This window comes from Paraburkholderia flagellata (genome assembly GCF_021390645.1).
GTDB lineage: Bacteria > Pseudomonadota > Gammaproteobacteria > Burkholderiales > Burkholderiaceae > Paraburkholderia > Paraburkholderia flagellata.
The window spans coordinates 1,195,256-1,208,467 of record NZ_JAJEJT010000003.1; the positions used below are offsets into that span (position 1 = coordinate 1,195,256).

The window sequence follows — 13,212 nt, forward strand, 5'->3', positions numbered from 1 at the left end:
TCGCAAGCCGGCCGTTGCCGCTGCGCGAATCGAGCTTCGGATCGGCCGCAAGGGGATCGCGCGATGAGGCTAGCACGAACTTTTTCTCAACGCGCTCGCCGCTTCCCGGCCCGGGCGTCAAACGCCCGGCTGCTTTCACCTGGAGACAACTGTCTCCTGGATTTCCCATTTACCATGACGAACCTGATAGATGGTTGTGGCCGCAACCTTCAAGGCGCCGGTCTTGTCGAATTCGATAGGCCCCGAAACGCCCTGGAACTTTGCCATGCGCAGCTTGGGCAGGTAATCGGCGGGTTTCGACGAGTTGGCTTCCTGCATCGCCTTGATGACCACCCAGGTCGCGTCGTAACCCAGGGGAGCGTAGACCTGCATGTTCGAATTGAAGATCTTCCTGTACTTGCTCTCGAACTCCGGCCCGCGCGGCATTCTCGAAACAGGCAGCCCGTAGTCCAGACCTTCGACGCCCTCGGCACTCTCACCCGCGATTTGGATGAAATCCTCGGAAACCGTGCCGCCGCTACCCATCAACAGCGTTTTCATGCCGAGCAGCTTCATTTTCTTCGCAATGCCCGCGATCTGCGGACCCAGCCCGGAGAAGAACAGGAGATCGGCGTTGACACTCTTGATGTGCGTGAGCTGCGCGCTGAAGTCCATCGCTTTGTCGCTCGTGTACTGCTGGTCGACAATGGTTCCGTGCGCGGCCAGCACGGCTTTGCGAAACTCCTGCGCGGAACCCTGGCCAAAGGCGGTCTGATCGTCCATTATCGCGATCCGCTTGGCCTTGAGGGTGGTCACGGCGTAGGTGCCCGCACTGCCGGCGGTTTGCGCATCGGTCGGCACGACGCTGAACACCGTATCGAAACCTTGCTTCGTGATGATCGAATTCGAAGCTGCGGGCGTAATCATGGGAATGCCCGCGCTGGCATAGATCTTCGATGCCGGGATGGTCGTGCCAGAATTCACATGGCCAATGACGGCGCTCACGCCTTCGTCCACCAGCCGTTGCGCCACCTGCACGCCCGTGCGTGGGTCGCCCTGATCGTCCATGTATTCGGGTGCGAATTGCACAACTTTGCCACCGAGCGTGATCTTCTGCGCGTTGGCTTCATCGATGGCGATTTTCACGCCGTTTTCCATGTCCTTGCCGTAACTCGCGCCCGACCCGGTCAACGGGCCCACCACGCCGATTTTGACGCTAACCTGGGCATAGCCCGTCGTGCTCGCTGCCGCAAAGCACAGGGCTACCACGGCAGCCAATTGATTCCGTTTCACTGCGTCTCCTCCTTGAAGCCTGATTGATGGTATGCGGCCGATAGTCGGTACTGTTACGTCGCGCGCGGCCGTCGTGGCTCAGTTTGGCTCACGCGCACGCCTCACGTGCCTGCACGGGCGCAGTTCACGCCGTTCGTTCCCAGGCCATCAACCTCGTAGTGCCAGACTTCGCCTTCCAGCGGAAAGCGGGTACGCACCACGCTCCCGGTCATGACGATTTCGCCCGCACGCAGGTGCGATCCTCTGAACGCCAGTTCTTGCGCCAGCCACGCCACGGAAGCGAGCACATGCCGGTAATCGACCGCGCCAGTTTCTGCCTGCGGATTTTGCGGGTCTGGTGAAAATACGCGCCCTTGTCGAACGCCAAAATCGCTCGGTAGCGGTTGCCAGTCAGCCAGCACCACGCCGGCGTTCCATGAGTTGTCGGCGATCAGCGACGAGGCGTCGAGCGTGCTGTAGTCGGCATGGCGGTCGTCCACCAGTTCGAGTGCCGGGCAGATCGCCGCGGTGCATGCCGCGACATCTTCTGTCGACAGGGCCTTGCCGTTGGGCACGAGATCGCTGCTCAGCTTCACCGCGATTTCGAATTCGAGGCCAAGGTGGATGTATTGCTTCAGATCGACGCGCGCGCCGCTGCGATACACCTGGTCGCCCAGAATCCGGCCGAAGACGGGCTTGCCTATGCCGCACATGGTCTGCATGGCGGTGGAGGTGAGCCCGATCTTGTAGCCGACGACATTGGCCTTGCGTGCGTGACGCAGCATGGCCACGAATTCGTCCTGCACGTCGTATGCCGCTGCGGTATCGAGTGCCTTGCCTGCGGACCGAAGCGTGCTGAATGGCGCACGCGCCATATGTTGCTCGAAGAGCGTCTGTGCGAGTTGCTGGTTCGTCAAATTCATAGGGGTGTCGAAACCGTCGATTTGATTGAAGGCGATTCGGGCCCGACGCCTAGAACGTGCCGGGATACAGGCCGCCATCGAGCAGGATGTTCTGCGCGGTCATGTAGCCCGCGCTCCTGCTGCAAAGAAACGCACACACGTCACCGAATTCGGACGGACTGCCGAAGCGCTGCGCGGGAATGGTCAGGCGTTTTTGTTCGGATACAGGCACGTTTTCGCCAGCCTGGCTGTCCCAGCTCTCGAACATCGAGCGCAGCCGGTCAGTCAGGAAATAGCCCGGCAGGAGGTTGTTGATGGTGACGCCGCGTGCGATCACTTCGCGCGCCACGGTCGCCACATAGCCGGTCAGCCCGAGGCGCGCTGCCGTCGAAAGGCCCAGCAGGGCTTGTGGCTGCTTGACCGTGACTGAGGTGATATTGACGATGCGGCCGTGGCCCTGTTCGAGCATGGCCGGCAAAAACGCCTTGATCAGAAAAATGCCGCTGAGCATGTTGGCTTCGAGCGCCGCGATCCAGTCTTCGTGTGACCAGTCGGCATACTGGCCCGGAGGCGGGCCGCCTGCATTATTAATCAGGATGCCGATATTTTTCGCGTGGTTGACGATCAGTGCGCGGCCCGCTTCGGTCGAAACGTCCGCGGCGACCACATCCACCTGCGCGCCGCTGCTTTCGCGCAGCCGCGCGGCGGCGGCGACCAGTTCCGTCTCGTTGCGCGCCACCAGGGTGATCCGCGCGCCCTCGCGCGCGAGCGCTTCGGCGCAGGCGTAACCCAGTCCTTTACTCGCTCCGCAGACGACTGCGTGCTGATTTATCAAGCCAAGATCCATGCAATGCTCTCTTGAATAAGCCCTGATAGACGTACCGGGCCTCGCACCCGGCAGTCGTTTTGTCAGCAAACTATACGCGGCATGGATGGAAATTGTTTGGCGGAAATTGCCGCTGCGGGCGTTTTGATTAAAATGAACGTTTCGTTGCCAGCCGGATTTTGAAATGAACAATGCAGAACATGAGGTGGACCGAATCGACCTGCAGATTCTGAAAGCGCTGCAGCTCGACGCGCGGCTGTCGAGCGCGGAGCTAGCCGATCGCGTCGACTTGACGACCTCGCCGTGCTGGCGGCGGGTCAAGCGTCTCGAGCAGGAGGGGATCATCAGCGGCTATCACGCCGACGTGGATATGAAGAAGCTGGGCTTCCACGTGACGGCGTACGTGTACGTATCGCTCGACAAAAAGGACGAAAAGCACGTGAAGGCATTCGAAAACGCCGTCATCACAAGTCCGCAGATCATCGCCTGCAGTTGCATTTCGGGCCGCTATGACCACCAGCTCACGGTGGTCGCGCGTACGCTCGACGAATTCGGCGAATTTGCCCGGCACCAGATTGGCGCGTTGCCGAACGTGAAGGAGGTTTATTCCGCTTTTGTCCTGAAGGAAGTCAAGTCGCGCAAACAGACGCTCGTCGACCTGGCATAGGCAGGCGGCCCGAACGTGCCGCCGCGGGGCCATGCTCGCTACGTGCGCCGCAGGTACGCACCGCACGATTCACGCAGGATCAATTCGGCGACCTGTTCGTTTCGACGCCCGATCGTGCGCAGCGCGCGATTTTCAATCTGCGCGAGCAGCACCACCATCGCCGCCTTGCCGCGTCCGATCGGATCCGTTCGCATGGTGGTCAACGGCGGGCTCGCGTAAGCGGTGAGGGGAATGTCGTCATAGCCCACCAGCGTAACGCCGTGGGGCACTCGCAGGCCGGCGCTCGCGAGCGTGATAGCGCGCCTGGATGTGCCGCGCGCACAAGGACTGCCACACGGGCGCCATGACGGCTGGTACGAGACTGCGCTTGCGCTCATCAATCAACGTGTGACTCGCGAAGCGCTCCTGATGGCGTACAGCGACACGTTCCTGATCGCGGGTTCGGCCGTGCTGGCGTGTGTGGCGGGCGCCGTCGCCATCGCGATTCATAAGGGAATGGGAATTTCGGCCATCCTGCCTTTGATTTCCCGCAGCGAGAAATAAGTCTGCAAGCGGGCGAGACCCGGCAGCCGATGCAGCTTGTCGTGCAGCAAATCAGAGAATGCTTCCAGATCCTTCGTGAGCACGACCAGAATGAAGTCCTCCGATCCTGAGATCGAGTGGAACATCACCACCTCGGGGATCTTCACGACAGCGTCCTGAAACTCCTGCAAACGGTCCGCGGACTGGTAGTCAATCGAAATCATCACGAAAACCATCGCCCCCAGCCCCACTATCCGGCGGCTCACCTCGGCGTGGTAACCGCGTATCACCCCCTCCGACTCCAGCTTGTTGACGCGCCGCCAGCATGGCGATTGCGAGAGGTTCACGCGCTGCGCCAGCTCCGCGGTCGTGAGGCGTCCGTTGGCCTGCAATTCGTTCAAAATCGCGAGGTCGGTCGAATCCAGCTCTTCAGACATAAAAAAACCTATGAAATCTGATGTAGGGGTTGAAGTATGCAATTTTTGTAGAAAGAGGATATATATCATCCAGGAAGCGCGTTGTCGAATATAGAATCCATCTTCTTCAGCAGAACGACACCACAAAATGAGAGACGAGATTTCCAGACGCGAAGCGGGGTTGCAACGGGGACTGACGGCCGGCCAGATGGGCATGATCGCCATTGGTGGCGCGATTGGCACAGGGCTATTTCTCGGCAGCGGTTACGCGACCAATATTGCCGGCCCGAGCGTGCTGCTCAGCTTTGCGATTGGCGCCGTCATTTCGCTGTTGCTGATCGGCTGCCTGGCCGAAATGACGGTCGCCCATCCCACTGCGGGCTCGTTCGGCGCGAGCGCCGAACGCTATATCGGTCCCTGGGCAGGCTTTCTTGTCCGCTACACGTATTGGGCCGGCATGGTGCTCGCCATCGGGCCCGAAATCAGCGCCGTGGATACCTACATGCGCTACTGGACGCCGAACGCGCATCCAGGGCTCTGGGCCAGCGTGATTGCCGTAGCCCTCATCGCGGCCAACGCGCTCAACGTGAAGGTGTTCGGCGCGATCGAATATGTCTTCTCGTCGTTCAAGGTGGCGGCCATCATCGCGTTCATCCTCATCGGCTGTTTTGTGCTGATTTTCATGAACCATCCGGGCATGGGCTTCGCGAACTACGTGTCGAACGGCGGGTTCATGCCGCATGGTTTCGTGGGGACGTGGAACGCCACACTTATCGCAGTGTTCAGCTACACCAGCATCGAGATGATCGCGGTCGCCGCCGGCGAAGCCGTGGACCCGCGCCGCGCCATCGTCACCGCTTTTCGGGGCACGGTGGTCCGCCTAGTGCTCTTCTATCTGCTTTCCATCGCGTTGATGCTCGCCATCGTTCCGTGGCAACAGGCCGGTGCGGGCGGCAGCCCGTTCGTGAAGGTCATGGAAATCATCAATATCCCAGGGGCCGCCGGCATTCTGAATTTCGTCGTGCTGATTGCGGCGCTTTCGGCGATGAACAGCTTGCTATACACCACGACCCGCATGCTGTTCAGCCTCTCTCGCGCGGGCCATGCGCCCGCGGCATTCAGCAAGCTCACGCGCCGCGGCTCGCCGGTTGCGGCACTCATGCTGTCGAGCCTCGGCGGCGTGTTCGGCGTCGTGCTGACCGTCTTTTGGCCCAAGCAAGCGTTCATCTGGATGATCGCGATTGTGATGTTCGCGCTGATGTTCGTCTGGATGATGATTTTCGTCACGCACTTTTTCTTTCGCCGCAGCTGGAAGGAGCGCCATCAAACGCTGCCTTTTCGCATCAAGGGCTATCCGTACTGGACCATTGCAGGTTTGCTCCTGATGCTGAGCCTGATGATCAGCACGGCATTCTTCGACGATTTCAAGCTGACGCTCGCCACGGGCATTCCGTTTCTTGCCGCGCTGAGCCTGCTCTATTTCGTGAAGTACCGCCGAAGCGGTTCGAGCATCGCCGGCCGCCCCGCGACTCCAGAACTTTGACTTTCACAAGACGTTCCTCTTAGCCCCTCATTGAGCGAGACAGTCAATCATGTTCTCCAGTGTTCCGTTTTACCGTGGCGACCCGATCTATAGCCTGTTTGAAGAGTATGAAAAAGATCCGCGAAAGCATAAGGTCAGCCTGAGCATCGGTGTGTATTGCGACGAAGATGGCCGAGTTCCGTACATGCAGGCCGTGAAGGCTGCTGAGGACGAAATCGCACGTAATCTCGGCGCGCGCCCGTATTTGCCGATGGAGGGCATGCGAGCGTTTCGCACCGCGGCCCAGCACCTGCTTTTCGGCGCCACGCAGGAGGCCGTGAAGAGCGGGCGCATCGCGACGATTCAATCGGTCGGTGCGACGGGCGCGGTGCGCGTCGGCGCCGAATTCCTGCGGGTCAATCTGAATACCGATACTGCGTGGATCAGCGACTTCACGTGGGAAACGCACCTCGACATCTTCGAGGCAAGCGGATACAAGGTTTCGCGCTATCCCTACTATGACGCGCGTACCGGTGGCGTGGACTTCGGTGCGTTCTGCGCCTGCCTCGACAAACTCCCGTCGGGTAGCGTTGTCGTGTTGCACGCGTGCGCTCACAATCCGACCGGCGCCGAACTCTCGAACGACGAGTGGACGAAGGTCGCCGAACTCATGGTGCGGCGCGGCCTGATACCGTTCCTCGACATGGCCTACCAGGGCTTCTCGAAGTCGCTCGAAGAGGATGCTTTCGCCATCCGCGCGCTGACCGACGCCGGTGCGTCGTTTCTGGTGGCAAACTCGTTCTCGAAGAACTTCGCGCTGTATGGCGAACGCATGGGCGCGCTGAGCGTAGTGTGCCCAGACGTTGCGCAGGCCGAAAACGTGCTCGGCCAACTGAAGGCGGCCGCGCGCCGTACATATTCGAGCCCGCCCACGCACGGCGCGCGCATCATCGAGAAAGTGCTGACCACACCGGCGCTCAACGCGTCGTGGCAGAGCGAACTGGAGTCGATGCGCGAACGCATCATGACGATGCGGCACGCGCTGCACGACGCACTCGCGTTGAAGATCGGAGCTGAGCGCGTCAACTATCTGCTCGTGCAGAGCGGCATGTTCAGCTTCACCGGACTGGCGCCAGCGCAAATCGATATGCTGCGCAACGAGTTTGGCGTCTATCTCGTCAATACCGGCCGGATCTGCCTGGCCGGGCTCACTTCGAAGAACGTGGAGTACGTGGCAAACGCTATGGCGCACGTCATCGAACACGTCAAACCATAACGTTGCGATTGGCAGGGATGGCGGCGCTGTCCCTGTTCGCTGCAAACAGAAACGCCATGCTGAAGAACTTGAAGGAAGCTGTACGCAATCGCGACCGTCTCGTCGGTTGCTTCGTGTCGATTCCGCATCCGGCCGCCGTGGAGGCGTGCGCGACAGACGATGTCGACCTGGTCTGCCTCGACGCCGAGCATGCGTCGATCGGCCGGGAAACGATGGAGCATATGCTTCGCGCCGCCGAATGCCGGCACGTGCCCGCGTTGGTGCGCGTTCCCGGCGCCACGAGCGGGTGGATCGGCTGGGCGCTGGACGCCGGCGCGCAAGGGGTCGTTGTTCCGCACGTGGAAACTGAGGACGATGCCAGGCAGGCGGTCAGCGCCGCGTATTACGCGCCGCGTGGCCAGCGCGGTGTGGGTATTTCCCGCGGCTCGTCCTACGGTGCCCAACTGCGCACCATCGCAGAGCATGCGCACGAGCGGACCTGCGTGGTGGTGCAGATCGAAACGTTCGCCGGGGTGAGAAACGCCGCGCGGATTGCGAGCGTGCCGGGGATCGACGCGGTCTTCATCGGCCCCTTCGACCTTGCCCAGAGCCTGCTCGCGCTGCCCGAGTCGGAGCGTCCCAGCCTCGACGAGGCCATTGCGTCGATCAAGGAAGCTTGCGACGCAGTGGGATGCAGCGTCGGGATATTTCGCCCCGACGACTCCGACCGACACAAGTGGAGCGGTTATCCGCTGCTCATCGTCGGGACCGATGTCACGTTTTTGCAAATGGGCATCCGGTCGTCAAGGTCGGCTCAGCATGCTTGAGCTTATATCGCGCCGCCGCAGGCTGTGGTGCAAATTACGAGCACGAGCGAAAAACGACGTGTTCACGATTGCACCGTCATGCTGAAAGAACTGCCTTCCAAACAGCGGTCGCAGTGGTGTCTTTGAGGCGCAACCGTGCGAGGTTGAACTGGCTTTTACGAATGCGATGCATCAACCCCGACGCCCGATATCGTAATGGCCGCATTCCTGAAGTGTTTGAGGCCGAGCATTGCATTGACCCGGAACTTGATGTTGCGATGATCCGGCTCGAACAAATTGTTCAAATCCCCAGCGCATGATCGTGGTGCGCGCCAGCGACAGCCCGCGCGCGGTCATTATTTCAACGAGGTCTCGAAGGCTGAGCTTGCAACGCAGGTACCAACGCACACACAGGACGATGACTTCGCGGCCAAAGTGGCGGCCGGTGAACAGCCTGTCGATGTCTCCCAGCTAACTCATAGCCTGCTCGCGCTCGTCAAAACCCGAGCTTAACCTACCGGTGGCTCGATTTGCACCGGAGCCCCGCAGTTTATCCTCCTTCAGAGTAGCGAATTCCAGGGAGCATACGCGTTCGGTGTTGGCGAATTCTCGTGACCGGTAAAATATTGGTTTTTCCCCGGAATGAACCGAACCCCTGGCATCACGGAGAATCGGGCCACTACCGGTTAACAGCAAACGGAGCAGGTGCGATAGTACAGGCAAGACAACACCGCACGTAGGAGCAACGCGCCGCGCACGTAAAGGCGAAGATTGAGGCTTTGCGTCCGGGAGAAGCTGGTGTGCGGTGCATGGAAGACCGCATTCAGCGATCTCGACGCGCTCGACAGGCGAAGCATGGCGGGTATCCAGGCTGCATTCGGCGGCATCTGTCCGTCGTTCGGGGAGACGGTGCTGTCCTTCAGCGGCGAGAAGGACGCCGTCGCGAATGCCCTGCTGGCGTGGCAGGACGCGATGGAAAATGAAGGCAAGCTCGGCAAGCAATCGTCGACGGGTGAACACGTATCCTTCTATGAACAGGAAGACTCGTGACGGTTCGTAGTGACCCTGGCCCAGAAAACCGTCTCATTTGAAACTGGAAAATTCCGGCATGGTGTTGATACCTCGGCCAGGAGGTCATGCCGTGAAGAAGAGCAAATTCACCGACGAGCAGATTGCCTGCGCATTGAAGCAGGTCACTGCTTAGCACGTTGGCGTTCACGCATTCCGGCCGACCAATGGCGACGACAGCCAGATGAGCCATTAGTTGGCTCGCGGCACCGCTCCTAAACGCGCACAATTCGCATGTGACGTGCAATGACGTTGCACATGCAACGTCATTTGCTGACCCGCGCCGCACGACAAGGCCATTGTGTAGCGTGTACTGCCGGTGATTTTTTCCTGACCACGACACGCGTTAGGTGTGCCCCAGTCGGAACACTTCCAGGCGGATTTTATTCCAATTCAGGCATGATCGAATATGAAATTTGATCTGTGTATCAATCTATCGAAGATGACGTAAACGCATGCGACGATATCGTATGCCTTTTTTCCTTTGAATGAAAAATGAAGAGACCAACTCCAGAACAACGGCGTGAGCTTGGCGCGTTCCTTTCGAGCCGTCGCGCCAGATTGAAGCCCGCAGAATATGGTTTGCCGGATGGTCCACGTCGCACTCCCGGCTTGCGACGAGAGGAAGTTGCGGTGCTGGCAGGCGTAAGCGTAAGCTGGTACACCTGGCTCGAGCAAGGGCGCGACATTCAACCGTCCGCTGACGCGTTGCGAAGGATTTCCAGCGTGCTCAAGCTCGATAGCATCGGATCGGCTCATCTGTTTGCGCTGTCCTCGCGTGAACTCTCACAGGTACCGACCGGTGGCGGCGTAAGCGAAGGCCTGGAACTGCTGGTTCGATCGATCAACGTGCCCGCTTACGTCCGTAACACCCGCCTTGACATCCTTGCCTGGAACGACGCGATCGCAGACCTGTTTGTCGACTATGGTTCCTTGCAGCCGCATGAACGCAATACTTTGCGCCTGCTGTTCTTGTACAAGCCGTATAGAACGCTGATTCTCGACTGGGAGCAGATGACCCGGGGCATGATCTCCGCATTTCGCGCTGCTCGCGCCCAGTCACAGGACAAAGCACCGTTTGACAGCCTAGTTGATGAACTTACGGAGCTAAGTCCCGAGTTTCGTGCCTGGTGGCAAGATATCGATGTCAAGGGGTTCGACGAAGGCGACAAACGACTTCGCCATCCAAATGGCGGCCACATCGAATTTACCTACATCGCGCTGACGCCGACGGGCAGACCCGACCTGTCGGTCGTCACGTACATCCCCCGACACTCTGCCAGTGACTCCGACTCATAGGATCACAAGACGCCTTCTTCGCCCGATTTGATTTGCCTAAAGTGACGTCACTGCAGCGACTTTCCCACTGCTTTTAACGTCACTTCACAGAGGCAAACATGTCGAACTTGAACATCCCCTTTACCGTCGGCGCAACTTCGCGTAACCCCGCAACTGACGAAGTCATTGCCCATTATGGGTTCCAGACTGCGGACGAAGTCGAACGCATGCTTGAGGACAATGCCGCGGCCTTCCGGCTGTGGCGCGCCACCCCGATGGCCGTGCGGGTCGCGACCTACCGACGTCTGTCTGCCACGTTGCGTGATCGCTCGGAAGCGCTTGCATCCGTGATCACCTCTGAGATGGGCAAAACGCTTGCAGCCGCACGAGCGGAGGTTGAAAAGTGTGCTGCGGCGATCGACTGGATCGCTGAGCACGGTCCTGCCTTTCTGGCCGACGAGCCGGCTCCGGTCGAGGGTGACGAGGTGCACATCTCGTATTTGCCGATCGGCTCAATCCTCGCGGTCATGCCGTGGAACTTCCCGCTGTGGCAGGTAATTCGCGCCGCAGCTCCGATCATGCTGTCGGGCAATGGCTTTATCCTCAAGCACGCACCCAACGTGATGGGTTCGGCATTTGCATTGCAAGAGGCTTTCGAAGTCGCAGGCTTCCCAATTGGCCTCTTTGTGAATCTGAATGCCGACAACGAGACGGTTGCTCGTGTGATCGAAGACCCCCGTGTCGCGGCAGTCACCCTGACGGGCAGTATGCGTGCGGGTGCAGCCGTCGCCTCCACGGCGGGCCGCGCGCTCAAGAAAACGCTTCTGGAACTCGGCGGAGCTGACGCCTTCATCGTGCTCGCCGATGCCAATATCGACCTTGCCGTCAAAGCTGCGATCGAGGCACGGTTTCAAAATGCCGGCCAGGTCTGTCTTGCCGCAAAGCGCTTCATTGTCGAACGACCTATCGCCGAGGAGTTCACCCGCAAGTTTGTCGCAGCAGTTCGGCAGATTATAGCCGGTGATCCGCGCGACCCCGCGAGTATTATTGGACCAATGGCGCGCGCCGATCTGCGCGACGAACTGCACCTTCAGGTCGAACGCACAATCGAGGCAGGTGCGACGCTGCTTCTCGGTGGCAGAAAGGTCGAAGGTGTTGGCAATTACTATGAGCCGACCGTAATTGCGGATGTCGTGCCGGGTATGGCCGCATTCGATGAAGAGACTTTTGGTCCGGTTGCCGCAGTCACCGTGGCCGATAACGTCAACCACGCGATTGAACTCGCCAATACGAGCGACTACGGGCTTGGTGGAAGCCTCTGGACCCGCGATGTCGCACGTGCCCAGCGAATCGCGCGTCGCCTTGAAACGGGGGGCGTATTCATCAACGGTTTCTCCGCTTCGAACCCGCGCATCCCTGTCGGCGGCGTCAAGAAGAGCGGATACGGACGGGAGCTTTCGCATTTTGGTCTGCGCGAGTTCACCAACGCTCAAGCTGTGTGGGCTAAAACAGTCGACTGATTCGTGTATCTCGACATTCCTGAGCAAATTTGCGTCACCAATCTGGAGATCCGATTATGAAAACGGCATCCGTTAGTTCCGTACTGAACCCAGTTACTATCGGCAATCTGCAACTGAAGAATCGCATTGTCATGGCGCCGATGACTCGCAGCCGCTCCGACGATGCAGGCGTGCCACCCGACTACGCGGCTGACTATTATGCGCAACGTGCCGGCGCCGGTCTGATTATCACTGAAGCGACCAACATCTCGGCGCAGGCTCGCGGTTATCCTCGCACGCCGGGAATCTGGACCGAAGAGCAGGTCGCTGCCTGGAAGCGCGTCACTGACGCCGTCCATCGACGCGAAGGGAAAATCTTCCTGCAGCTCTGGCATACAGGACGCATGTCCCACCCTGACATGCACAATGGCGGGTTGCCCGTCGCACCTTCCGCCATCCGGCCGCGGGGCCAGATACGCGTGCACGATGGCATGAAGGACTTCGTCACTCCCCGCGAGCTGCATGCTGAGGAGATCCCGCGGATTGTTGAAGATTATCGCCATGCTGCCGCAAACGCGAAGCTTGCGGGCTTCGACGGGGTCGAAATTCACTCTGCCAACAACTACCTGCTTGAGCAGTTTGTTCGTGACAGTACCAATCACCGTACGGATGAGTACGGTGGTTCGATCGAGAACCGGCTGCGCTTCCCGTTGGCGGTCACCAAAGCCGTAATCGAAGTTTGGGGTAGCGAACGCGTGGGTATCCGCATCTCGCCAGTGACCACGTCGCCGGGAGAGACGCCGCCTGATAGCGACACCACGGCGACCTTCGGAGCGTACGTGGACGCTTTGTCGGAGCTGCGACTGCTCTATATCCACGACATCGAAGGCGAGACCCAGTTGAGCCGGGAAACAGACAGGGCAGTCAGCTTCGCAGCGCTGCGTAGCCGATTCAAAGGCGCGTACATCGCAAACAATCAGTACACACTTAGCTTGGCTGAAGAAACGCTGGCGGCAGGCAACGCCGATCTGTTCAGTATCGGCCGCCCCTTTATCGCCAATCCGGACCTCGTTGATCGCCTTCGCGTGGGCGCTCGCCTCGTAGAAGCGCCCAAACAATACTGGTATGGCGGCGATTCGACCGGTTACTCAGACTGGCCTGATATGCATCGTTCGGCTATCGAGGCTTGAGCAATCCGAA

General features: G+C 59.7%; 13 protein-coding genes and 1 pseudogene. 8 read left to right on the plus strand and 6 right to left on the minus strand.

Annotation, left to right across the window (positions count from 1 at the left end; genetic code table 11):
- Positions 1 to 135 precede the first annotated feature (135 nt).
- The 3 genes from L0U83_RS29085 to L0U83_RS29095 form a co-directional block, all read right to left on the minus strand.
- The gene (locus L0U83_RS29085; RefSeq protein ID WP_233887591.1) at positions 136 to 1,272 is read right to left on the minus strand and encodes a branched-chain amino acid ABC transporter substrate-binding protein; all 1,137 of its coding nucleotides are present in this window, start codon (positions 1,270 to 1,272) and stop codon (positions 136 to 138) included.
- A 101-nt stretch (positions 1,273 to 1,373) separates the two neighbouring features.
- On the minus strand, positions 1,374 to 2,174 hold the full coding sequence (locus L0U83_RS29090) for a 2-keto-4-pentenoate hydratase (RefSeq protein WP_233887592.1): 801 nt from the start codon (positions 2,172 to 2,174) through the stop codon (positions 1,374 to 1,376).
- A 49-nt stretch (positions 2,175 to 2,223) separates the two neighbouring features.
- Positions 2,224 to 3,000, minus strand: coding sequence for an SDR family oxidoreductase (locus L0U83_RS29095; protein ID WP_233887923.1), 777 nt, complete (start codon positions 2,998 to 3,000; stop codon positions 2,224 to 2,226).
- A 163-nt stretch (positions 3,001 to 3,163) separates the two neighbouring features.
- Here L0U83_RS29095 and L0U83_RS29100 point away from each other — a divergent pair, with 163 nt between their 5' ends.
- Complete coding sequence (locus L0U83_RS29100; RefSeq protein ID WP_233887593.1) at positions 3,164 to 3,646, plus strand: Lrp/AsnC family transcriptional regulator; 483 nt, start codon at positions 3,164 to 3,166, stop codon at positions 3,644 to 3,646.
- 38 nt (positions 3,647 to 3,684) lie between these two features.
- Here L0U83_RS29100 and L0U83_RS40915 read toward each other — a convergent pair whose 3' ends face one another.
- Together L0U83_RS40915 and L0U83_RS29110 are read right to left on the minus strand one after the other, a co-directional pair.
- Complete coding sequence (locus tag L0U83_RS40915) at positions 3,685 to 4,023, minus strand: substrate-binding domain-containing protein (protein WP_267939536.1); 339 nt, start codon at positions 4,021 to 4,023, stop codon at positions 3,685 to 3,687.
- Between the two features lie 108 nt (positions 4,024 to 4,131).
- A complete protein-coding gene (locus L0U83_RS29110; RefSeq protein WP_233887595.1) occupies positions 4,132 to 4,605 on the minus strand; it encodes an Lrp/AsnC family transcriptional regulator in 474 nt (157 codons plus the stop codon).
- 127 nt (positions 4,606 to 4,732) lie between these two features.
- On the opposite strand from L0U83_RS29110, the gene L0U83_RS29115 reads away from it, so the two are divergent.
- From L0U83_RS29115 to L0U83_RS29125, 3 genes are read left to right on the plus strand one after another with little or no spacing between them, the layout of a single operon-like run.
- Complete coding sequence (locus L0U83_RS29115; protein ID WP_233887596.1) at positions 4,733 to 6,127, plus strand: amino acid permease; 1,395 nt, start codon at positions 4,733 to 4,735, stop codon at positions 6,125 to 6,127.
- 49 nt (positions 6,128 to 6,176) lie between these two features.
- Entirely contained in the window at positions 6,177 to 7,382 is a 1,206-nt protein-coding gene (locus L0U83_RS29120; RefSeq protein ID WP_233887597.1) for an amino acid aminotransferase, read from the plus strand.
- A gap of 56 nt (positions 7,383 to 7,438) precedes the next feature.
- A complete protein-coding gene (locus L0U83_RS29125) occupies positions 7,439 to 8,188 on the plus strand; it encodes an HpcH/HpaI aldolase family protein (protein ID WP_233887598.1) in 750 nt (249 codons plus the stop codon).
- A gap of 288 nt (positions 8,189 to 8,476) precedes the next feature.
- Here the strand turns inward: L0U83_RS29125 and L0U83_RS29135 are convergent.
- Positions 8,477 to 8,638: pseudogene (locus tag L0U83_RS29135) on the minus strand (IS6 family transposase); the annotation flags it as partial.
- A gap of 327 nt (positions 8,639 to 8,965) precedes the next feature.
- On the opposite strand from L0U83_RS29135, the gene L0U83_RS29140 reads away from it, so the two are divergent.
- The 4 genes from L0U83_RS29140 (at position 8,966) to L0U83_RS29155 (ending at position 13,202) form a co-directional block, all read left to right on the plus strand.
- The gene (locus L0U83_RS29140; RefSeq protein ID WP_233887599.1) at positions 8,966 to 9,217 is read left to right on the plus strand and encodes a hypothetical protein; all 252 of its coding nucleotides are present in this window, start codon (positions 8,966 to 8,968) and stop codon (positions 9,215 to 9,217) included.
- A gap of 513 nt (positions 9,218 to 9,730) precedes the next feature.
- On the plus strand, positions 9,731 to 10,534 hold the full coding sequence (locus L0U83_RS29145; RefSeq protein ID WP_233887600.1) for a helix-turn-helix transcriptional regulator: 804 nt from the start codon (positions 9,731 to 9,733) through the stop codon (positions 10,532 to 10,534).
- A 98-nt stretch (positions 10,535 to 10,632) separates the two neighbouring features.
- On the plus strand, positions 10,633 to 12,033 hold the full coding sequence (locus L0U83_RS29150) for an NAD-dependent succinate-semialdehyde dehydrogenase (RefSeq protein ID WP_233887601.1): 1,401 nt from the start codon (positions 10,633 to 10,635) through the stop codon (positions 12,031 to 12,033).
- 56 nt (positions 12,034 to 12,089) lie between these two features.
- Positions 12,090 to 13,202: an alkene reductase gene (locus tag L0U83_RS29155; RefSeq protein WP_233887602.1), complete on the plus strand. Its 1,113-nt coding sequence runs from the start codon at positions 12,090 to 12,092 to the stop codon at positions 13,200 to 13,202.
- Positions 13,203 to 13,212: the final 10 nt, after the last annotated feature.

Coding starts and splice junctions, on each gene's coding strand:
- L0U83_RS29115 (WP_233887596.1), top strand. CDS start 4,733: ATGAGAGACGAGATTTCCAGACGCGAAGCGGGGTTGCAACGGGGACTG.
- L0U83_RS29145 (WP_233887600.1), top strand. CDS start 9,731: ATGAAGAGACCAACTCCAGAACAACGGCGTGAGCTTGGCGCGTTCCTT.
- L0U83_RS29095 (WP_233887923.1), bottom strand. CDS start 3,000: ATGGATCTTGGCTTGATAAATCAGCACGCAGTCGTCTGCGGAGCGAGT.
- L0U83_RS29110 (WP_233887595.1), bottom strand. CDS start 4,605: ATGTCTGAAGAGCTGGATTCGACCGACCTCGCGATTTTGAACGAATTG.
- L0U83_RS29100 (WP_233887593.1), top strand. CDS start 3,164: ATGAACAATGCAGAACATGAGGTGGACCGAATCGACCTGCAGATTCTG.
- L0U83_RS40915 (WP_267939536.1), bottom strand. CDS start 4,023: ATGAGCGCAAGCGCAGTCTCGTACCAGCCGTCATGGCGCCCGTGTGGC.
- L0U83_RS29125 (WP_233887598.1), top strand. CDS start 7,439: ATGCTGAAGAACTTGAAGGAAGCTGTACGCAATCGCGACCGTCTCGTC.
- L0U83_RS29120 (WP_233887597.1), top strand. CDS start 6,177: ATGTTCTCCAGTGTTCCGTTTTACCGTGGCGACCCGATCTATAGCCTG.
- L0U83_RS29155 (WP_233887602.1), top strand. CDS start 12,090: ATGAAAACGGCATCCGTTAGTTCCGTACTGAACCCAGTTACTATCGGC.
- L0U83_RS29150 (WP_233887601.1), top strand. CDS start 10,633: ATGTCGAACTTGAACATCCCCTTTACCGTCGGCGCAACTTCGCGTAAC.
- L0U83_RS29090 (WP_233887592.1), bottom strand. CDS start 2,174: ATGAATTTGACGAACCAGCAACTCGCACAGACGCTCTTCGAGCAACAT.